Below are 21,052 nucleotides of genomic sequence, written 5' to 3'. Positions count from 1 at the left end.
TTAGATGCAGCCTGGATTCTCGATCCTGTGCCAAGGTGCTGACGGCCTGCGGCCGCAGACCCTCGAAGAGATGATCATCAGCGTCGCGCCGCTGTTGCCGATACTCGATGTGATCCCCAACGCGGCGATTTTCATCAAGGATTTGCAAGCGCGCTATGTGCTGGCCAACCGCACGCTGGTGCAGCGCTGTGGCCTGAAGGACTTGCGTCCGTTGCTCGGCAAGACCAGCGCACAAGTGTTCCCGGCGCAGTTGGGGCCGGGCTATACCGAGCAGGATCGCAAAGTGCTGGAGGAAGGTTTTGTGCTGGAGGATCAGCTCGAACTGCATTTGTACGGCAGTCGCGAACCGGGTTGGTGTTTGACCCACAAACGACCGATCTATAACCGTGATGGAGTGATCATCGGCTTGGCGGGGATTTCGGTGGATCTGCAATCAGCCACTGAAACCCATCCGGCGTTCGAGCGACTGGCCGCTGTCGACGCGCATATTCGCGCTCACTTCAACCGGCGCGTGACCCTCGGTGAACTGACACGGATCGCCGGTATTTCCGTGGCGCAGCTGGAGCGCTACTGCAAACGGGTATTTCACCTGACGCCACGGCAAATGATCCAGAAGGTTCGTCTGGAACACGCGCATCGATTGCTGCACAGCGACTTGCCGATTACGGACGTTGCGCTGCAATGCGGTTACACCGATCACAGCGCTTTTACCCGTCAGTTCAAGGCGTCGACCGGCTTTACGCCGCGCGAGTATCGCCACGCCACCGGGCATTAGACCAACACGGCCAGCCAAGCGGAGAGCAGCAGGAGAACGGCCAAAACCGCGTTCATGCGCTTGAACGCCTGCGCTGAGCTGAGCAACCGCGCGCTGCCCACACCGAGCAACGCCCAGAGCGTCATGCACGGCAACGACACCAGCAGAAACGCCAGCGACAACACCAGCAGCCGCAGCGTTTTGTCACCGCCGCCGACAAACACACTGACCACCGCCACGGCCATCATCCACACCTTGGGGTTGACCAATTGCAGCATGGCCGCGCTGAACACGCTGAGGCCTTGTTCTTGCGCGGCAGAAGGGTCCAGTGATGGCGGCGTACTGCGAAAGATCTGCCACGCCAGCCAGCTCAGCCAGAGCACGCCGCCCCAGGCCATCGCTTGCTGCACCCGCGGAAAACGCAACAGGGTTTCGCCAGCGCCCAGCCCGACCACCAGCACGATCAACGCCGCCGCCGCGCAGGCGCCGAAAATGATCGGTAACGTGGCGATCAGTCCGCGCCGCGCGCTGTGGGTCAACACCAGAATATTGGTCGGCCCCGGTGTGATCGACGCGACGAAAGCAAACAGCAGAAAGGGCAGTAACGAGGCCATGGTGCAGATTCCTGAAAGTCAAAACAGGACACCATGATCGTCAGCGGGTGGGCGTCAGTCTGGAAGATTTGAGCAGCGTTTGCGGTAGTCCGCGGGGGTCAGTTGATAGGCGCGGCGGAACCAGCGGCCCAGATGACTCTGGTCGGCAAAACCGAGCACGCTGGCGACCTGCGCCGGCGTTTCGCCGCGCGCCAGTAACTGCCGCGCCTTGGCCAGGCGCAACTGGATCAAGTAGGCATGGGGCGCCAGGCCGAAAGCGGCCTTGAACGCGCGGGTCAGGCGAAAGCGGTCCACGCCACAGACCCGGGCGAGGTCGTCGAGGCCGATGTCTTCATAAGTGTGCGCGTGCAGATAATCGCGCGCGACTTGCGCAACCAATGGCAGGCGCGGGTCGAAGTCCTGACGCTTGCGCCAGTCGAGGTGGCGGGTAAGGGACGCCAGCAGGTCATCGATGGCGGTCTGGCGGACGATGCGCAAATCGCCTTCGTGCAACGCGTGGAAGGCTTGCACAATCGCCGTCGACAGGCGCGGGTCGTGGCTCAGCGTGTCGGCAAAACCCGGGTGGCTGTCGGCGGGCGCATTTTCAAACAGCGCGTGCAGTTCCCGTTCCAGCCAGTGTGGATCGAGGTACAGCATCGAGTAGGTAAAGCCGTCCTCGGTCGGCGCATGGCCATCGTGGATTTCACCCGGTTCGAGCAGGAACACATGGCCCGGCGTGCTGCGGTGGCGCACACGCCGGCAATTGAATTGCTGCACACCCTGCTCGGTGACCCCGACGAGAAAACTGTCATGCCAGTGCGGATCGTAGGCATGCCCACGGAAATGCGCACGAATCGACTCGATCCCGGTATCGATATCCTGGGAGAGGGAGATCCAGTTGCGTTTATCCATCGGGGCACTCCAAGGGCGGTTGAGCAGAAGCGCTCTTAAAATACCGCTTGGGGGAGGTGGGTGTTTAGAAGATTTGTGCAGGTGAGGAGGGGGCAAGTCAGAGAAGGTGTCTTGGTCGGGCGGGACGAGAAAACGCAGACGAAAAAAAACCGCCTTCGCGGGGCGGTTTTTTAGTAAGCCTCGATTTGCGGTCGAAGCCATGTGCTTCACCAGCCACCCTAACCAGGATTGCCATGGTATGGAGTTTTACCGTTCCTTGCAACGGTTGAACAGACGTTCGAAACAAGCGCGCCTTCAGCCCTGCGAAGTATTTACATGTTTATGTTTGTTGAACGTAGTCTGGCAGAAATAACATTTAACAAAGGTATGGCGGCGTTTGATGAATAATGGCGTTAGCGGCGCTTTTGCCCTGTAGTTTTCAGGTTAATATGCCCGCGCTCAACTGATAGAGCGGCGGGGAGGTTTGGCTGGGGGCTCAAAAGGTTTTACGCCCTTCGACGCGGATTCGCACCCGCGCCGGAATGATGTCTCGAAGGGATTTCAACCGGCCGCCTCACCAGCCACTCTAACCAGTCGGCTGAAGGCACGCGTGGTCCGGTAAGTTTGCTGGAGGTTTGGCCGCCAGCCCTGGAGGCCAAAACGTATGAAGCTTTTGCTGCGTACGCTGAGCCTTGTATGGAGATTGTTGAAAGCCCTGCGCTTTTACGAGTTCCTGCGAGACCACTTTGACGACCTGAAATAGAGGTCGTTTTGGTGGGGAAGACCCGTTTCGGTTTCGACCGATTCGGGTCTTTTTTTGTTTAAAAAAACTGTCAGAAATAGGATTTGTAAGTTTTCTGGTCTCGACGGTGTAAGGCGTTTCGCTTGGACACGTAAGCATTAGCGTGTCGGTCAATCAAAGCGCTTCTAATGCACGCAGCAATCATTGATTGCGTCAATAACAACCATTAAGTCAATGAAGTTCTCATATCCCCAGCGCGGCGTAAGATCGGCTCCATACCCCACCACTGCAACTCGGAGCACATCATCATGAAACGCCAGACTATCCTCGGTATCGCTTTCTCGGTTTTTGCACTGAATGCTTTTGCCGCCACCGAAACCGACCCACTGTTCAGCGACGCTGTCGCCGCCACCGAAACCGACCGCCTGTTCAGCGACGCCGTCGCCGCCACTGAAACCGATCGTCTGTTCAGCGACGCCGTCGCGGCGACCGAAACCGACCCGCTGTTCAGCGATGCCGTCGCCTCTGACGGTTCCGATCATCTGCAAGGCAATCGGGTCGCCGAAGGCGGTGCTGATCGTCTGCTCGAACGTCGCACCGCTTGAGCGTAACAATGAGCATCGATCGCGAATGCCGCCTCAGACATCGGCGGCATTCGTTTTGCTCGCGCATCATGACCCTCGCTTAAACCGCCGTCGGCAGCACAGCGTTGTCGCGATCGCGGCCCTTGAATGTCGCCCAGAAACACAGCAGCACCGCCACGGAAAAACCGGCGGGGAATAGCCAGATGCTTCTCCAGTCGTGACCCGCGCCTGACGTGAAGTGATCGGTAATCCGTCCCGCAATCCAGAAACCAATCAACATCCCCAAACCGTAAGTGGCCAAGGTAATCAAACCTTGTGCGGAGCTGCGGAAGCGCTCCGGCGCCTTGGCATCGGTGTAGATCTGCCCGGAAACGAAGAAGAAGTCATAGCAGACGCCGTGTAGCGCGATGCCAACCAGCAGCATAAATGCCTGATCGTCGTTGTTGCCGAAGGCGAACAGCACGTAACGCAACGCCCAGGCCGCCATGCCGACCAACAGGGCGATCTTGATGCCGAATCGATGGATAAACAGCGGCAGCAGTAGCATGAACAGCACTTCCGAGACCTGACCGATGGCCATCTTCGCCGTCGGATTGGTCACGCCGATCTCGGCCAGAAACGGATTGGCATTCTGGTAATAAAACGCCAGCGGAATGCAGATCAGGATCGAGGCGAGGAAAAACACCAGATAGCTGCGGTCCTTGAGCAAACCCAGCGCATCGACCCCCAGCATCTGCTTGAGGCTAGATGCGCCTGCTGCGCTTTTCAGCGGTGCCGTGCTCGGCAGGCTGAAGCTATAAATCCCCAACAGCAACGAAGCGACGGCTGACATCAGAAACGTATTGCGCAAGCCACCCGTTGCGATGCTTTGCTGGGAGTCCCAGGCAAACCCGAAGCTGATCACCACGCCGGCAACAATCCAGCCCACCGTGCCCCATACGCGGATGCGCGAAAATTCCAGTGCCGGGTCTTTGATCTGGCGGAACGCCACGGCGTTGACCAGCGCCAGTGTCGGCATGTAGACCATCATGTAGCTCAGTACGTACGGGTAAAAGGTACTGAAATCAGCCGCGCGATAAAGCTGATAAAGCAACACCGCACCGAGCAGATGCAGCACCGCCAAAATGCGTTCGGCATTGAAAAATCGGTCGGCAATCAGGCCGATGACAAACGGCGCCAGGATCGCACCCCATGATTGCGTGGCGAACGCCATGCCGATCTGCCCGCCGCTGGCGGCGAGCGTGGTCGCCAGAAACGTGCCGAGGGTGACGAACCAGCCACCCCAGATAAAGAACTGCAAAAACATCATCACGCTGAGTCGCGCATTCATTACGTTCATTTCAGATCACCGTATTGTTTTTATGTCGGTAACGCGGATGAATCAGTCGTCGGCCAGCCCGAGCAAGCGCCGGTTGGAAGCCGCATCAGCGCTGACCCCGGCGAAATCGTCGAAGGCCTTGGCAGTCTTGCGGATCATGTGCTGCTGGATAAACGCCGCGCCTTCGGCCGCACCTTGCGCGGCGTCTTTCAGGCAGCATTCCCACTCCAGCACTGCCCAGCCGTCGAAGTCGTATTGGCACAGTTTGCTGAAGATCGACTTGAAATCGATCTGGCCGTCGCCCAAAGAGCGGAAGCGTCCGGGGCGTTCGACCCAGCCCTGATAACCCCCGTAAACGCCGGAGCGCGCGTCGGGGCGGAACTCGGCGTCCTTGACGTGAAACATGCGAATGCGTGCGTGGTAGCGATCAATGAACCCCAGGTAATCCATTTGCTGAAGTAACAGATGGCTCGGGTCGTAAAGGATTGCGGCACGCGGGTGATGATTCACCGCGTCGAGAAACTGTTCAAAAGACGCACCGTCATGCAGGTCTTCGCCGGGGTGGATTTCGTAGCACAGATCGACGCCGGCTTCTTCGAAGCAGTCGAGAATCGGCAGCCAGCGCTTGCCGAGTTCGGCGAAACCCTGCTCGACCAAACCCGCCGGACGCTGCGGCCACGGATAGACGTAAGGCCAGAGCAGGGCGCCGGAAAAGGTTGCGTGGGCGGTGAGTCCGAGACGCTGGCTGGCGCGCGCGGCGAGTTTCAACTGTTCGATGGCCCACTCGGTGCGCTCACCCGGTTTGCCGCGCAGTGCGGGCGGGGCGAAGTCATCGAACAGGCTGTCGAAGGCCGGGTGCACCGCCACCAGTTGCCCTTGCAGGTGCGTCGACAACTCACTGATGACCACACCTGCGCGGGCGCAGACGGCGATGAGCTCGTCGCAGTAATCCTGACTGTCAGCGGCGCGCTGCAGATCGATGAAGCGAGTGCCGAGGGTCGGTAATTGAATGGCCTTGTAGCCTTGCGAAGCCGCCCACTCGGCGATGTTGCCGAGCGTGTCGAAGGGCGCCTCGTCAGCGATGAACTGCGCGAGGAAAATCCCCGGGCCTTTCATTCCTGTAGCGTTTTGCTTAACCGTGTTCATGGTCCGCAACTCCTGTCAGTTGGCCCGGGATCTCGCTCCACTTTTCGTTGCCGAGGTGATTGGCGATGGCGGTTTCGATGAAGGCCATGCCGCGCAGGCCGGTCTCGATGCCCGGGACGCCCGGCGCCTGATGGTCTTCGGTGCTACCAAGAATCGCCTCGGCGAGGTCGCCGTACAGGTTGGCCATGGCTTCGAGGTAGCCTTCAGGATGCCCGGCGGGCAGGCGCATGCGCCGGCTTGCATCAGCACACAGCCATGGCTGGCCGACGCCTGAACGCAGAATGCGCATCGGCTCGTTCAACGGACGGTGAATCAAACTGGCCGGCTCTTCCTGACGCCATTCCAGCCCGCCCTTGTCGCCATAGACGCGAATCTTCAGCGGGTTTTCTTCGCCCGCGCACACCTGACTGGCGAGCAAGACGCCGCTGGCGCCCTCGGTCATTTTGAACAGCATCGCCACGTCGTCGTCCAGTTGCCGGCCCGCGACATGCGAGCCGAGCATCGCGCTGATGAACTGAATCGACTGCCCGGCAACGAATTCCGCCAGAGAAAACGCATGGGTGCCGATGTCGCCGATGCAGCCGCCGATCCCGGATTGCGCCGGGTCGTCGCGCCAGCCGGCCTGCTTGTTGCCTTGCCCGGCGACGTCGGTGCTGAGCCAGCCCTGTGGGTATTCGACGAAGACTTTGCGCACGCGACCGATGACACCACTGGCGACCATCTCTCGTGCTTGCCAGACCATCGCATAGCCCAGATAGGTGTGTGCCAGCGCGTAGATTCGCTTGCTGCTGGCGACCACTGAATGCAGCCCTTGCACCTGCGCCAGATTCAGCGCGGCGGGCTTCTCGCTGAATACATGGAAACCGTCGCTCAATGCCTGGCTGGCAATCGGTGCGTGGAGATGATTGGGCGTGACGATGACCAGCAACTGCATGCGTTGCTCAGCCGGAAGCGCAGCCTCGCGGGTGAGCAGGTTTTGCCAGTCGTCATAGCAGCGGTCGGCGGCCAGGCCCAGCGTGGCACCTGTGCGCTGATTATTCTGCCGGTCGCGGCTGAAGGCACCGCAGACCAGTTCATAGCGCCCATCGAGGCCGGCGGCCTGACGGTGGGCGCGGGCGATGAATGAACCTTCACCGCCTCCGACAAACCCCATTCTTATTTTTTTCGCGGCAGTGTGCATGGTGGTCGTCTCGGTCGCTGGGTCTGAGTTTGATGAGTGATGTAACCGGTTACATCGTGGTCGAAATCTAGGCTTGAAATGGCCGGGTGTCAAATCGCGCTCAATCAGCAACTGCGTTTCGGTCAGGCGTCGCGTGCGGTAAGCTCCGCGCCTGATCGGCGTGAAACAACGAGGTGATTTTGTCCAATATTCGCGAAGTGGCTCGACTGGCTGGCGTTTCGGTGGCGACCGTGTCGAGGACATTGAAATCGCCCGAGCGCGTATTGGCGCCCACCCGTGAACGCGTTTTGGCTGCGGTGGAGCAGGCGGGTTATCGGCCGAACCTGATGGCGGTGCAGTTTCGCTCGCGGCGTACCGGCAACCTGGTGATTCTGGTGCCGACCATCGCCAACACCTTTTTCGCCCGGGTGATCAGCGGCGCGCAGCAAGCGGCCCAGGCCGCCGGTTATCGATTGCTGCTCTGCGATACTCAGGGTCGCGAAGCGCTGGAACGACAATTCGCCGAGCTGGTGTATGCCTATCAGGCTGACGGCGTGATCCAGCTGCGCGCTTTTGATCCATTCGAAAACGTCGCAGTCGACGCCGATCTGCCACCCATCGTCAACGCCTGCGAAGTCATCCACGGCGGACGTCATCCAACGATCAGCCTGGACAACTTCGCCGCTGCCAAAGCCATGACCGAACACCTGCTTGCCCTTGGGCACCGGCGTATCGGCTTGATCAAGGGCTCGAAAAACAGTCCGCTGACCCGTGACCGACTGGCAGGGTACGCGGCGGCGCTGGCCGAAGCCGCCATCGCTTTCGACGAAACGCTGGTCTGCCATGGCAATTTCAGCCTCGACGCCGGATTTGCCGGGGCTGCGAAAATGCTCGCACTGGCCGATCGGCCCAGTGCGCTGTTTTGCGAAAACGACGAAATGGCCATCGGTGCACTGAAGCGCATCCGCCAGGCGGGGCTGCGCGTTCCTGAGGACATGTCGCTGGTCGGCTTCGATGACATTCCGATGGCGGCATACTGCGATCCGCCGTTGACCACCATTTCGCAACCGGCCGAGGCCTTCGGCGAGAAAGCCGTCGAGATGCTGATTGCGCTGATCGAGAAGCAAGCACTGGCGACCCGGCATGTGGTCTTGCCGTTTACCCTGACCCCGCGCAGCAGCACGGCGCCATTCGGCGGGGCGGCTCGGTAGCGGGGCAGCGACTCGGCCGGGCGGGGTTGCGAGTGAACGGTATGGGAAACTCGATCAACCCGCCGCGGGCGGCGTTGCCAAGGCAATCCCGGCCACGCCCAGGCGCCGTAGTATCTCGAACAACAAATCGCTTTTGGTCACCCCGACAATTCGCGGGCTGCTGACGTAGCCGGTCACGGTCAAGGTAATGCCCTCCGCTGACAACTTGCTGAAACGCACGAACGGCGCCGGTTTGTCGAGGATGGTTTCGTTTTCGCGGTAGGTGTCCAGCAGCAGGTCCTTGACAGCCTCGGGATCGATGTCCAGCGGGAATACCAGTTCCAGCGACGCTACGCCTTGAGCACTGCCACCGAGAGTGACGTTGCGCAGGTTTTGCGAGATCAGTTGCGAGTTGGGCACGATGACGATCGAGCGGTCGCTGAGCTGGATTTCCGTGGCGCGCACGTTGATCCGGCGAATGTCGCCCTCGACGCCGCTGATGCTGATCAGATCGCCGACTTTCACCGGGCGTTCGGTCAGCAGAATCAGCCCTGAGACGAAGTTTTTGACGATTTCCTGCAGGCCAAACCCGATCCCCACTGACAGCGCGCTGACGATCCATGCCAGGTTGGTCCACTGCACCCCCAGTGATGACAGGGTCAGCAGAATCACGAAGGCATAGCCGATATTGGAAAACAGCGTGCTCAGTGATGCGCACATGCCCGGGTCCATGTCGGTCTTGGGCAGGAACTCGTTGTCGAGCCAGCGGCGCAATGCGCGAATCAGCCAAATGCCGATCATCAGCGCCAGCAGGGCGTTGAGCAGATGACCAGGGACGATGTTCAGCTTGCGCAGTCCGGCGCCGCCGAGGATCGCCATGATGTTGGTTGCCAACTGCCCCAGCGTGGTGCCGATGCCGCCGACAAACAGCGCGATCACCGCCATCAGCAGCAGCCCCGCGCGGCTGACCCCGGAGAGCAGGATTGCAATCTGCTCCAGGCGCCGGTCGCCCATGCCGAGCAACTGCTTGAGCGCCTTGCCGCTGGCATGCCGGGGCGAAAACAGATGTTCGCAGGCGTCCTTGACCAACTGGATCAGTAAATAAAAACCTGACAGCACGATGTACGCCCACACCAGTTCATAACTGATGAAGCGTGCCAGCGACACGTAGCCGGCCAGCAGCGCAATGGCCGAGATAAACATCGAAACGCTGGCGACGGTGTAGATCACACCGGCGAACGTACTGTGTGCAGCCGACAGGTCGTTGGCCGCCAACAGCGCCTTGCGCACGCGGCCGACACGCAGCAGCAGTGTGGTGAAAATCACCAGCATCACCAGCGAGATCACCCCGCGTCCGGCGATCACGATCTGGCTGCTCATGCCCGTGGCGTTGCTGACCTGCACCAGCGTCACCAGCACCAGCAGCGTGCAGGCGAGAATGCGCGGGTAGGGTTGCAGGGCAAGCGCCACCTGATCGGCAATCGCTGGCAGACGCCAGGACGGATGCTGGGTCGACAGCAGTGCGCGGCTGAGTCCGGTGATCAGTACGCAGGCATACACGACCTTTTCGAACTCCTCGGAAAACGTCTCCAACATCGGCGGCAAGGGCGCATGGCGGGTACACGCGTAGAACAGTAATTGCAGGGCAATCGCGGTGGTGACGATGGTTGCCATCGCCGAGGCAAAGGCCAGCGCACTGCGGCGCAGACGTCCCTCCGGCACGCGATGGATACACACCCAGGTCAGCCAGCGATCAGCCAGGCTTCGGCCGGATGTCCAGACGAGCAACGCGAGCAGCACCAGCACGCAGGTGAAAAAACGTTGCCCCGGGGCCCAGACAGTAGCGCCCGTGGTGCGCACCTGATCGACAAAAAAACTCAGCCGCTGGCGGTCGTCCAGCGTCGGATTTACCAGCGGCGACCAGAAGTGCGGACTCAGCACGCTGCGGGTGCTCAAGGTCAGCTCGCTTTCCAGCAGCGTGCGGCGAATCCCGGCAATCTGCGTAATCAGATCCGCCGCGCTCTGCTTCAGCGTCGCCAGGTTCTTCAGCGTCCCGTCGACTTTGCTCTTCTGCTCCGCCAGCGCTGCGCGCTGCGCAACGATATCGGCCTGCTCGGCCGCCACTTCCGTTCCTGGGGCTGCCCCCAGCACACCCAACTGCACCGCCAGTTGCGCCTGCTGCGGCAACAACGCCGCCGACAATCGATCGACGTCGAGAATGAAGGCCTGCACGCGATCTTGCGGCCCTTCGAGCTGGTTGTAATTATTCGCGGCGGAGATTTGCTGTTTAAGCCCGTCAAGACGTTGCTGCAGGGCTTGCAGATCACTTTGCGAAATCACCGGCAGCGGCGCTGCGCTGCTGACGGACGGCGCCGGCAGATCGGCCGCCCACAGCGCAGAGCCGCTCGGCAGGAACAGCAGCAGGGCGATGAAAAACAGCGGCTTCAATGGGTGGCGCATGGGCGGGGCGGCTCGAATGGATCACACAGCCTATGAGGTTAGGTGATCGGGCCGAATGAGGCGGAAAAGTTTCACTGACGCCTTCGCTGGCAAGCCAGCTCCCACACGATCGTCAGGTTTGGCGCGCGAAACCCCCAGGTCACCCGCGCTTCGGCAGTTTCCAGTTCGGCCGGATAAAGTGGCAGGTATAGCCATTCGGAATCCGCTCCAGGTAATCCTGATGCTCCGGTTCTGCTTCCCAGAACGGGCCGGCCGCTTCGATTTCGGTCACCACCCGGCCGGGCCACAGTTTCGATGCGTCGACGTCGGCAGCGGTGTCTTCGGCAATAGCGCGTTGCTCGTCGTTGAGGTAATAAATAGCCGAGCGATAACTCGGGCCGAGGTCGTTGCCCTGTCGGTTGGGAGTGCTCGGATCGTGAATCTGGAAGAAGAACTCGAGAATCTGCCGGTAACTGATCACCGCCGGGTCAAACTCGATCTCGATGGCTTCAGCATGATTGCCGTGATTGCGGTACGTCGCATTTGGCACATCGCCGCCGGTGTAACCGACACGGGTTTTAAGCACACCGGGGTAACGGCGCAACAGATCCTGCATGCCCCAGAAGCAGCCGCCGGCGAGAATGGCAGTTTCGGTTTGGGTGGTCATGGTGTGTCCTTCCTCTCGGAGACGATGGGGATACTAAGCGTTATGTGGGCGGGTCGGCCGATTCCAAGGTCATGGGCGAAGAGAATCTGATCAAGGGGTGTGCGGGTTGTTCGCGTTCTGCGTCAGGAAGTCGGCGATCAGCGCGGTGACCTGCTGCTGAATCACTGCACGCGGTCGCGCATTTTCGCCATCGCGGCAAATGATGCCATCGCCCGGACTGTCCTCTTCGAGCAAGTCCACCCCGCCCGGTTTGCAAAGCGACATGAAGCTGAAATGGCTGGCATCGCCAATCTCGACATAACGCGTGGATGCCTTGGGCAGGCGTCTGACCAGGTCGGCAGATTCCAGCGCCGCTGGCAGATCCTGTGACGGCGCCCCTGCGGCAATCACCAGCGCTGGTACTGGCAATGCGGCAAGGCTTTCGTTGGTCATCCCGCGTGACAGGCCCAGGTCCAGCGATACCACCGCGGTGATGCGCTTGTCGCGCAAGTCACCCGCCAGTGCGGCCTCCGCGGCTGGCGTACTGACCGGGTTGATCTGTTGATAGACGCTGCAACTGGAAAGCTGCGGATGAGCAGCGCAGTCCCGGGCAAACAGTTGCGGGTCGAAGCGGGCGCCGGCGATTTCCATCGCGGTCCAGCCGCCGAGGGAATGGCCTGCGACAGCGATTCGGTGTGTGGCGACGATGCCAAATCTATCGGGTTGAGCCGTGACCGCATCAATCACCCGGCTCAGGTCGACAGTGCGCTGGGCCAACTGCGCCGCCGCCTGCGGATTGCGGTCATGGGTCGTGGTGCCGGGGTGGTTCACCGCAGCGACGATATAGCCCTGGTGCGCCAACGCGCTTGCCAGCCAGGCCTGATTGGTCCAGTTGCCTCGGTATCCGTGGGAGAGCACGAGCAACGGGTGCTCGCCCGCAGTGGCGGGTGCATCGCGAACGGCTGGCGTGCCGGCAAATACCACATCGTCGGCAATCAACTGCGCCGCGGCGGTCGTGGCGCCCGGGTACCAGACGACCATGGCCAGCGGGCGTTCGTTGTGCGGGTCGGGCAGGGTGGAGGAGTGGAAGCCGATCGCACTGACGCCAGCGACAGCCTGAGTTGTCAGCAAGACGAGAAGCAGCGCGCCGCAAGTTTTTTTCATGGGGTTATCGTCCTTGATGAATAAAGCGCAACAGATTAGCACCGGCTCTAAGCCGCCCGCAGAGTAGCCTTACAACAAACTCCATGAAACCCCGACGTAAACGCCCATCCCTTCGCCCGGCGTCGATCGCGCGGCATCCATCCCCTTGTCGTCATAGCCCGGCGTCACTGTCGCGGCATAACGCTTGCTGGTCAGGTTGCGCATGTCCACCCAGCCTTGCCAATCGCCCTTTGGCGCGTTGTAGCCCAGCGTGGCGCCGAAGAGGGCGTAGGGGTCGGCGTAATAGCTGTTTGCATAATCGACGGCGACCTTTGACACCCACTGCGTATTCACGGCGGCAAAGAAGCCCTGCGGCCAGTCGTAACGCAACTCGCCCTGGTAGTAATGCATCGGCAGGCCCGGCAGCCGGTTGTCGCCGAAGCGATCGTCGTCGCGATAATGGAAGTCGCTGAAGGTATAGGCCTGACGCAAGCTCAGTCGGCGGCCATCAGCGGCGCGCCAGAGCTGGCTGTTGAGGCTGGCTTCGATGCCTTGGTGCACGGTCGGGCTGGCATTGAGTTCGTAAGGTGTGACGGCATTGGCGTCTGGCAGGACCGAGAGCAGTTCGTGGCGGACCTGGGCGTAGTACCACGCCAGGCTCCATTCACCCAGTTTGCTGTCGCCACGACCGCCGAGTTCCAGGGTGGTCGCGGTCTGGTTTTGCAGCTCGATCGGGTCGCGCTGGGCGCCGGTCGCGGCGCCGTTACCCGCGGGGAAACGCACGTTCGAACTGTAGATCAGCGACCAAGGGTGCGGCGCTTCGACGGAGCGGCTGAGGTTCCCGAACACTTGCACCTGCGGGGTGATCTGGTAGCGCAGGCCGATACGCGGTGCATAGTCCCAGTCGCCGAGGCTGGTTTTGCCGCCGCCCTGCGGGTAGGTCACGGCGCTTTCGCGGCGGGTGTAGATGGCGGCGAGGCCGGTGGTCAGCCAGAGGTCGTCAGCGATTTCCAGATCGTTGCCAACGTGCAGGACGGTGTCCGAGCCTTGGTACGTGAAGTTGCGCATGCGTGTGCCCGGCACATGGGCGGCGGTATTGCCGGTGGGGATGCGCACGAATTCGCTGGCGCCGTCGTTGGGCAGGTGTTTGGTCACCCGCAGGCCGGCGTTGCTGCGGCTTTCCATGCCGAACAGAGTGTCGCGACGCTTGTAGTCGAAGGTGCCGCTGACATCGGTGTAGGCCACCTTCAGCCGATTCGGGCCTTCGCGCAGATCCATGGGGTAATCGTGGTAGACGAGGCCGGTCTGAATGCTCGAATCGTCGTCGATGTAGAACGTGGTCTTGTTGCCGATGAAGGTGCTGCCCGGTTGCTTGCGGCTGTCGTCGCGCGCGACATAGGCCGGGTTGGCCGCCCGTGGGCTGTGTTCGATGGAATGCTTGGTCACGCGGCCGGCGAGGTCATTGTCGGTTTCCCGGTAGCGGATATAGAAGCGCGTTTCCAGGTTCGGGTTGAAGCGATAGCCGAAGTTGGCGATCACACCCTTGCTGTCGCTGGCGGTGTGGTCCTGATAGCCATCGGCGTTGGCGTTGGTCAGTGACACGTAATAGTCGAAGTCGCCCAGCACTTGCCCGGAGCTGACCTGACGCTGCTGATAACCATGGCTGCCGGTGGCGTAGCGCACTTGCAACTTTGACGCGGTGTAGCCGGTGTGGCTGACGTAGTCGATGGCGCCGCCCAAGGCGAGTGAGCCGCGATCGAAACCGTTGGCCCCACGCAGCACTTCGACGTGCTCGACCCACAGCGGCTCGAGTAGTTCGTAAGGCGTGCCGCCGGGGCCGCTCAGCGGCAAGCCGTCGAGCTGGGTGTACAGCCCCGAAGCGTGGGCGCCCGGCGCGCGGTTGATGCCGGAGCCTCGGACGGAAATCTTCACGCCTTCATTACCGGAAGACTGCGCATAGACGCCTGGCTGATAGGCCAGCACATCCTGATTGCTCGCCACGCGGCCCTGCAACGGCTGGCGCATGTCGACCACATTGGTCGCGCCGGGCACCTGTTCCAGTCGCCCCCTGGCCTCGTCGACGGAGGCCTCGGTGGCGTTGCGTTCATCCGCCGAAATCAGCACTTGCCCCAGCTCCAGACCTTGAGTCTCGGCCAGTGCCGGGCAGGCCAGGGCGAGGCCGAGCAGGGCGGTGGGCACGGATTTGAACGACGGCATCGAGAAACTCCAGCAGACAGGAACGGGCAATGAACAGTGCGACGTTGCAAAGTACGAAGGAAACACATGGCGAAGGGGCCTTTTCGCCCGGCAATGGCAAACGGCAAGGCTTGAACTAACCTCACGGATCAGACGGGTCCGGTCAATAAACAATTTCGTTGCGCTGTTGATTTCGTGAGGGCTGTTGCATGGCGAAAGATAAGCAAAAACCTGTGAAGGCGGCGGAGAGTCCCCGCTTGAAAAACAAGGACTACCTCGAACAGCTGCGCAAGCTGCACGTTGAACTGGTCAAGCTGCAGGAGTGGGTCATCGCCGAAGGCGTCAAGGTGTGTATCGTCTTTGAAGGGCGCGACGGCGCCGGCAAGGGTGGGACGATCAAGGCAATTACCGAACGTGTGAGTCCGCGAGTGTTCCGGGTCGTGGCGCTGCCGGCACCGACCGATCGGGAAAAAAGCCAGATGCACGTGCAGCGTTACCTGCCACATTTGCCGGCGGGCGGGGAAGTGGTGATCTTCGATCGCAGCTGGTACAACCGCGCCGGTGTCGAGCGTGTCATGGGCTTTTGCACCGATGAACAGGCTGACAAGTTTCTCAAATCGATTCCCTGGGTGGAGAACGCCATCGTCGATTCGGGCGTGATCCTGCTCAAGTATTGGCTGGAGGTCAGCCCCGAAGAGCAGACCCGCCGGCTCGAAGCGCGAATCAACGACGGCCGCAAGATCTGGAAGCTGACGCCAATGGATCTGAAATCCTACAGCCGCTGGTACGACTACTCCCGTGCGCGGGACGAGATGTTCAAGTACACCGATACCGACCGGGCGCCTTGGCTGGTGGCCGATTCCAACGACAAGCGCCGGGCGCGGCTGAACATCATCACCGACCTGCTTAGTCGCATACCTTATAAAGAGGTCAAGCGCGAGAAAGTCGAACTGCCGAAACGGCAGAAACCGGGCAAGTACCGTGAACCGGACTATCCGTATAAACGCGTTGCTCAACAGTTTTGAGGCGCGGCGTCAGCTAGCATGGCGCTGTCCCGGGGTGTCGGCGGTTCACTTCAGCCTGGAACAGGCCGCGTAGCGCTTGCCGGTGTGATGCGACCGGCGGGCGCAGCGTCTAGCCCCAGTGTCCCCGCGATCCCATGGGGCGAGACTTCGGAACCCGGCATGCAAGCGCTGTTGAACGAGATTCTTGACGCTGTCCGGCCCCTCATCGGGCAGGGCAAGGTGGCTGACTATATTCCTGCCCTCGGCACTGTGCCGGCCAATCAGCTGGGCATCGCCGTGTATGGCAATGACGGCGAAATGTACTGCGCCGGCGACGCGGATACGCCGTTCTCGGTGCAAAGCATTTCCAAGGTGTTCAGCCTGGTGCAGGCCATCGACCACTCTGGCGAGGCGATCTGGGAGCGCCTCGGGCATGAGCCGTCCGGGCAGCCGTTCAACTCGCTGGTGCAACTGGAGTTCGAGCGTGGTCGGCCGCGCAATCCGTTTATCAATGCCGGTGCGCTGGTGATCTGCGACATCAACCAGTCGCGCTTCGCCGCCCCGACGCTGTCGATGCGTGATTTCGTCAGACGTCTTTCCGGCAATCCGCAAATCATGATCGACGGCAAAGTGGCCGACTCCGAATACCAGCACCGTGCGCGCAATGCGGCGATGGCTTATCTGATGCAATCGTTCGGCAATTTTCATAACGACGTCGAGGCGGTGCTGCGCAGCTACTTCAGCCATTGCGCGCTGCGCATGAATTGCATCGATCTGGCCCGGGCGTTTTGTTTCCTGGCCAACGATGGTTTTTGCAAACACAGCGGCGAGCAGATCCTCACGCGCCGGCAGACCCAGCAGGTCAACTCGATCATGGCCACCAGCGGTTTGTACGACGAAGCGGGCAACTTCGCCTATCGCGTCGGCTTGCCGGGCAAGAGCGGCGTCGGCGGCGGGATTGTTGCGGTGGTGCCGGGGCAGTTCACGGTGTGCGTGTGGTCGCCGGAATTGAATGCGGCCGGCAATTCGCTGGCAGGCATGGCGGCGCTGGAACTGCTCAGCTCGCGGATTGGCTGGTCGGTGTTCTGATACACGCAATGCTCCCTGTAGGAGTGAGCCTGCTCGCGATAGCGCTGGACCAGTCGGCATCATCTCGTCTGACATACCGCTATCGCGAGCAGGCTCGCTCCCACAGGGTTCACTGTTGCTTTGGCGGATCGCGTTCTATACATTTTCCGGCCGCCCCCTGCATGGTGAATCCGTTTCATGTCTCTTGCGCTCGAACGTCTAGTCGCTGGCACGCCGATCCCTTTCGCCGGTAACCGCGTCACCGTGGTCAGCCCCGAACTGGCGGCGCGGTTTCAGCCCGGTGACCATTTGCTGGTCGAGCAGGTCAGTGGCGCGTTATTGCTGATCCCCGTGGCGGATCAACAGGCCGCGTCGGTGGCGATCGAGCGGGCGGCGGCAGCTTTCACCGCGTTGTCGGCGGTGTCCGATGAAGCCATCAGCCAGTTTTTCGACCGGTTCGCCGAGCGTCTCGAAAGCCCTGACGGCTGGGCGCAGATCGAAGCTGCCAATCTTGCCGACATCGAGCGCGCCAGGGGCCGTGGCCGCTCCACCACCCGCTTGCTCGCCGATGACCGCATGCGCCGCGACATGATCGCCGGCCTGCGCGCCTGGCGTGACGCGTCGCCGACGCGCGGCAAGGTCATCAGCAGCGTCGAGCACGACGGCTGGAAAGTCGAGCAAGTGGTCTCGCCGCTGGGCATCGTCGCGTTTGTTTTTGAGGGCCGGCCGAACGTGTTTGCCGACGCCGCTGGCGTGCTGCGCACGGGCAACACCGCCGTATTGCGTATCGGCAGCGATGCGCTGGGCACCGCGCAGGCTATTGTTACCCACGCACTGAACCCGGCGCTGGCCGATGCCGGCCTGCCGGCGGGCGCGGTGTCGCTGGTGGAGAGCGTCAACCATGCGGCCGGTTGGGCGATGTTCGCCGACCGCCGTCTGTCACTGGCTGTGGCGCGCGGGTCGGGGCGTGCGGTCAGTCAATTGGGCAGCATCGCCCAGCAGGCCGGCACTGCGGTGAGCCTGCACGGCACCGGTGGCGCGTGGCTGATCGCCGACCGTGACGCCGACGCCACACGCTTTGCGGCGGTGGTGCGCAACTCGCTGGATCGCAAGGTTTGTAACACGCTGAATGTCTGCCTGATCCAGCGCGACCGTGCGGCCGAGCTGGTGCCGCTATTCCTCGCTGCGTTGAAGGACGCAGGGACTGCTCGCGGTCAGGGCTGCAAGTTGCACATCGTCGAAGGCAGCGAACATTGCCTGCCGGCCGAATGGCAGAACGCAACGGTCGAGGTTTATCGCGCCGAGGGCTATCAGACCGAAGCATTGGCCGAACCTCTGGCGGAGGCACAACTGGGCCGTGAGTGGGAATGGGAAGAAACCCCGGAAGTCAGCCTGATGATTGTCGACGACCTGGCTCAGGCGATTGCCTTGTTCAACTGTTACAGCCCGCAATTTACGGTGTCGTTGATCAGTGAGGATGCGGCGGTTCAGGAGCGCTTCTACAACGCGGTGAATGCGCCGTTTGTAGGCAACGGCATCACCCGTTGGGTCGATGGGCAATACGCCCTGAACAAGCCGGAACTGGGGCTTTCGAATTGGGAGAGCGGGCGGTTGTTTGCGCGCAGTGCGATTCTGTCGGGCGATGGCGTGTTTACCGTGCGCAGCCGCATGAGTCAGGCTGATCTCACGGTAAAACGCTGACCCCTGTGGCGAGGGAGCTTGCTCCCGCTGGGCTGCGCAGCAGACCTGAAAAACCAAGGACCGCTGCGCGCCCAGGCGGGAGCAAGCTCCCTCGCCACAGAGGTGTCAGGCGGCGTTGCTGGTTTGCGCGCTGATCGCACAAGTCTCGGGTTGCTCGGCCAGCGCTACAAACGTGCGGCGATCCGCAGACAGCGCGTCGATCGAGCCGGTCTCGATGTCATACACCCAGCCATGCAGGTTCAGTCGGCCTTGTTCCTGGGCCAGGCGCACGCTCGGGTGGGTCTGGATATTCGCCAGTTGGGCGATCACATTCTCGCGCACCATCGAACTCAGCTTCGCCGCATCGCTGCCATGCGCGCGCGCTTCATTCATCACCTTCGCCGACTCGGCGTGTTGCAGCCAGCCGCTGACGGCGGGCAGGTGATCCATGCACTTGCACTGGGCAATCGCCGTCATCGCGCCGCAGTCCGAGTGGCCGCAAATCACAATGTCGGTCACCCCCAGCACCGCTACCGCATATTCCACGGTCGCCGACACCCCACCCGGATGCGGGCTGTAGGACGGCACGATATTGCCAGCGTTGCGGATCACGAACAGCTCACCGGGTTCTTGCTGGGTCAGCAGTTCCGGCACCACGCGACTGTCGGAACAGGTAATGAACAGCGTGCCGGGCTGCTGGGTAGTCGCCAGGTGTTTGAACAGTGCGCTGCGTTGCGGAAAGGCTTCTTTCTGAAATTTCAGGAAACCATCGATCAGGGCTTTCATGGGTGTGTCCTCTTCAATGCAGATCGGTGGGCCCGCATACCCCAGGCATGCGGGCCGGTGCGGATCAGAACGGACGCAGCGGCAGGAATTTGCCATCGAGGGTGACCACGGCGCGGGAACCGCCTTCCGGGTCTTCGACTTTCTTGATGTCGAGTTTGAAGTTGATGGCGCTGATGATGCCGTCGCCGAACTGCTCATGCACCAGCGCTTTGAGCGTGGTGCCGTAGATCTGGATCATCTCGTGGAAACGGTAGATGGTCGGATCGGTCGGCACACCGCTGAGGCTGCCACGCAGGGGAATGATTTGCAGGGCGGCGACATCGGCGGCGGTCAGATCAAGCTTGTCACCCACTACCTGAGCGGCGTGGTCCGGCAACGGGTGCTGGCCGAGGAGGGCGGCGGTGACGTAAGCGAGGCTCAGACCTGTGCCATCGGTCAGATCCTGCCACGACAGATCTTTCTTCGCTTTGGCGTCAAGAACGCGGGTGGTCAGGGCCAGGCTGTTGTCGTTGTAGGCGTGGGACTGTTGCATGGTGTCACTCCTTTCAGGGTAGGCTTGCTGTGTGGCAACCATGTTCGGCTGATTGATCCATAGCGTCCAAGACCGATATACAATGCTTCGCATAAGCCTTGCCTATAGATGGTGTTTCCCATGCTGCTGCGACATTTGCGTTATCTGCTGGCCGTTGCCGATCACGGCGGCTTCACTCGCGCGGCCGAAGCGCTGCACGTGTCGCAGCCGACGCTGTCGCAGCAGATTCGGCAACTGGAAGAGACCTTGGGCGTGAGTCTGTTTGATCGCACATCACGCACGGTCAAACCGACGGATGCTGGCGCGGCCTACATCGAATGCGCGCGGCGAGTGCTGATGGAATTGCAGGCGGGGCAGCGCGCACTGCACGATGTGAAAGACTTGTCTCGCGGCACGCTGCGTCTGGCGATGACGCCGACGTTCATGGCGTACCTGGTCGGGCCTCTGGTGCGCGACTATGCAGCGCAGTTTCCGGGGATTCACTTGCAGATCTTCGAGTTGTCGATGGACGACATCGAGGCCGGGCTGGCGGATGACTCGCTGGATGTGGCGATTGCCTTTACGCCGGTGCGCAACGCCGACATTGAGTGCATCCCGGCGTTTACCGAGACGCTGGGGATCATGGTCGGGCGTGGGCATCCGCGGTATGACTGCCGCTCTGTACTGACACCGAACGATATCGCACAGCTTGATTTTGCCTTGCTGGCGCCGGACTTCATCACGCGGTTATCGGTGGATGAATATTTCCGCCAGAACGGCATCACGCCGAAGGTGCGGATTGAGGTGAATTCGGTGAGTACGCTGCTTGAGGTGGTGCGTTGCTCGCCGATGGCGACGATGTTACCGCAGGCGATTGCAACGCAAGATCGCGCCTTGCGCAGGCTCGCGGTTGAAGGCGAGGCGCCGCAGCGGGGCGCTGCGTTATTGCGCCGGCGCAATAATTATCACAGTGCGGCGGCGCTGGCGTTTGTGGAGCTGGTGCTAAAGCTATAAAACGACCAGGCGACGCTATCCCCTGTAGGAGTGAGCCTGCTCGCGATAGCGGTTATTCAGACATGGCTATATAACTGACACACCGCTATCGCGAGCAGGCTCACTCCTACAGAGAGATGTGCTGAACTCTAGATGTAAAAAAAGGCCTGCTCCTCTTCAGAAGCAGGCCTTTCATTATCAAAGTTACA

At 61.3% G+C, this 21,052-nt stretch carries 18 protein-coding genes; 7 read left to right on the top strand and 11 right to left on the bottom strand.

The features are described 5' to 3' along the window. The first annotated feature begins 4 nt into the window (after positions 1-4). On the top strand, positions 5-775 hold the full coding sequence (locus HU743_RS11495) for an AraC family transcriptional regulator (RefSeq protein ID WP_186547881.1): 771 nt from the start codon (positions 5-7) through the stop codon (positions 773-775). Here the strand turns inward: HU743_RS11495 and HU743_RS11490 are convergent. After that, a complete protein-coding gene (locus tag HU743_RS11490) occupies positions 772-1,368 on the bottom strand; it encodes a LysE family translocator (protein ID WP_186648714.1) in 597 nt (198 codons plus the stop codon). The genes HU743_RS11495 and HU743_RS11490 overlap by 4 nt on opposite strands. 54 nt (positions 1,369-1,422) lie before the next feature. Next, the gene (locus HU743_RS11485; RefSeq protein WP_186648713.1) at positions 1,423-2,259 is read right to left on the bottom strand and encodes an AraC family transcriptional regulator; all 837 of its coding nucleotides are present in this window, start codon (positions 2,257-2,259) and stop codon (positions 1,423-1,425) included. A 1,029-nt stretch (positions 2,260-3,288) separates the two neighbouring features. Here HU743_RS11485 and HU743_RS11480 point away from each other — a divergent pair. Continuing rightward, complete coding sequence (locus HU743_RS11480) at positions 3,289-3,585, top strand: hypothetical protein (protein ID WP_186547875.1); 297 nt, start codon at positions 3,289-3,291, stop codon at positions 3,583-3,585. Positions 3,586-3,664: 79 nt separating this feature from the next. Here HU743_RS11480 and HU743_RS11475 read toward each other — a convergent pair whose 3' ends face one another. From HU743_RS11475 to HU743_RS11465, 3 genes are read right to left on the bottom strand one after another with little or no spacing between them, the layout of a single operon-like run. Then, positions 3,665-4,903, bottom strand: a complete 1,239-nt coding sequence (locus HU743_RS11475) for a nucleoside permease (RefSeq protein WP_186648709.1) — start codon at positions 4,901-4,903, stop codon at positions 3,665-3,667. 42 nt (positions 4,904-4,945) lie between these two features. After that, positions 4,946-6,028 (bottom strand): sugar phosphate isomerase/epimerase family protein, encoded by a 1,083-nt coding sequence (locus HU743_RS11470; RefSeq protein WP_186648708.1) that lies wholly within the window; start codon positions 6,026-6,028, stop codon positions 4,946-4,948. Beyond that, positions 6,015-7,208 (bottom strand): Gfo/Idh/MocA family oxidoreductase, encoded by a 1,194-nt coding sequence (locus HU743_RS11465; protein WP_186648707.1) that lies wholly within the window; start codon positions 7,206-7,208, stop codon positions 6,015-6,017. The genes HU743_RS11470 and HU743_RS11465 overlap by 14 nt, the downstream gene beginning before the upstream one ends. Before the next feature lie 179 nt (positions 7,209-7,387). Here HU743_RS11465 and HU743_RS11460 point away from each other — a divergent pair, with 179 nt between their 5' ends. Next, positions 7,388-8,398: a LacI family DNA-binding transcriptional regulator gene (locus tag HU743_RS11460; protein WP_186648706.1), complete on the top strand. Its 1,011-nt coding sequence runs from the start codon at positions 7,388-7,390 to the stop codon at positions 8,396-8,398. Between the two features lie 54 nt (positions 8,399-8,452). Here the strand turns inward: HU743_RS11460 and HU743_RS11455 are convergent, their stop codons facing one another. From HU743_RS11455 to HU743_RS11440, 4 genes are all read right to left on the bottom strand, one after another. Further along, on the bottom strand, positions 8,453-10,837 hold the full coding sequence (locus HU743_RS11455) for a DUF3772 domain-containing protein (RefSeq protein WP_186648705.1): 2,385 nt from the start codon (positions 10,835-10,837) through the stop codon (positions 8,453-8,455). 139 nt (positions 10,838-10,976) lie between these two features. Beyond that, the gene (gene msrA, locus HU743_RS11450) at positions 10,977-11,483 is read right to left on the bottom strand and encodes a peptide-methionine (S)-S-oxide reductase MsrA (protein WP_186547864.1); all 507 of its coding nucleotides are present in this window, start codon (positions 11,481-11,483) and stop codon (positions 10,977-10,979) included. A 90-nt stretch (positions 11,484-11,573) separates the two neighbouring features. Further along, positions 11,574-12,626: an alpha/beta fold hydrolase gene (locus tag HU743_RS11445; RefSeq protein WP_186648703.1), complete on the bottom strand. Its 1,053-nt coding sequence runs from the start codon at positions 12,624-12,626 to the stop codon at positions 11,574-11,576. A gap of 69 nt (positions 12,627-12,695) precedes the next feature. After that, positions 12,696-14,822, bottom strand: coding sequence for a TonB-dependent receptor (locus tag HU743_RS11440; protein ID WP_186648701.1), 2,127 nt, complete (start codon positions 14,820-14,822; stop codon positions 12,696-12,698). A 188-nt stretch (positions 14,823-15,010) separates the two neighbouring features. On the opposite strand from HU743_RS11440, the gene ppk2 reads away from it, so the two are divergent. The 3 genes from ppk2 to HU743_RS11425 all read left to right on the top strand — a co-directional run bounded on the left by ppk2 (position 15,011) and on the right by HU743_RS11425 (position 18,574). Further along, positions 15,011-15,826 carry a polyphosphate kinase 2 gene (ppk2, locus tag HU743_RS11435; RefSeq protein WP_186648700.1) on the top strand — a complete coding sequence of 272 codons (816 nt, stop codon included), beginning with the start codon at positions 15,011-15,013 and terminating at the stop codon, positions 15,824-15,826. Between the two features lie 159 nt (positions 15,827-15,985). After that, entirely contained in the window at positions 15,986-16,894 is a 909-nt protein-coding gene (glsB, locus tag HU743_RS11430; protein WP_186547856.1) for a glutaminase B, read from the top strand. A gap of 177 nt (positions 16,895-17,071) precedes the next feature. Beyond that, complete coding sequence (locus HU743_RS11425; protein ID WP_186648698.1) at positions 17,072-18,574, top strand: aldehyde dehydrogenase family protein; 1,503 nt, start codon at positions 17,072-17,074, stop codon at positions 18,572-18,574. Between the two features lie 105 nt (positions 18,575-18,679). Here the strand turns inward: HU743_RS11425 and HU743_RS11420 are convergent, their stop codons facing one another. Continuing rightward, on the bottom strand, positions 18,680-19,339 hold the full coding sequence (locus HU743_RS11420) for a carbonic anhydrase (RefSeq protein WP_186623488.1): 660 nt from the start codon (positions 19,337-19,339) through the stop codon (positions 18,680-18,682). 64 nt (positions 19,340-19,403) lie between these two features. Further along, positions 19,404-19,871 carry a cyanase gene (cynS, locus tag HU743_RS11415; RefSeq protein WP_186648696.1) on the bottom strand — a complete coding sequence of 156 codons (468 nt, stop codon included), beginning with the start codon at positions 19,869-19,871 and terminating at the stop codon, positions 19,404-19,406. A gap of 120 nt (positions 19,872-19,991) precedes the next feature. Between cynS and cynR the strand changes: the two genes are divergently transcribed. Continuing rightward, positions 19,992-20,864 carry a transcriptional regulator CynR gene (gene cynR, locus HU743_RS11410; RefSeq protein ID WP_186648695.1) on the top strand — a complete coding sequence of 291 codons (873 nt, stop codon included), beginning with the start codon at positions 19,992-19,994 and terminating at the stop codon, positions 20,862-20,864. Positions 20,865-21,052: the final 188 nt, after the last annotated feature.

This window comes from Pseudomonas sp. SWRI99 (assembly GCF_014270125.1).
Lineage (GTDB): Bacteria > Pseudomonadota > Gammaproteobacteria > Pseudomonadales > Pseudomonadaceae > Aquipseudomonas > Aquipseudomonas hamedanensis.
The sequence above is the reverse complement of the archived record's forward strand: the minus strand, read 5'-3'. Positions and strand labels throughout refer to the sequence as shown.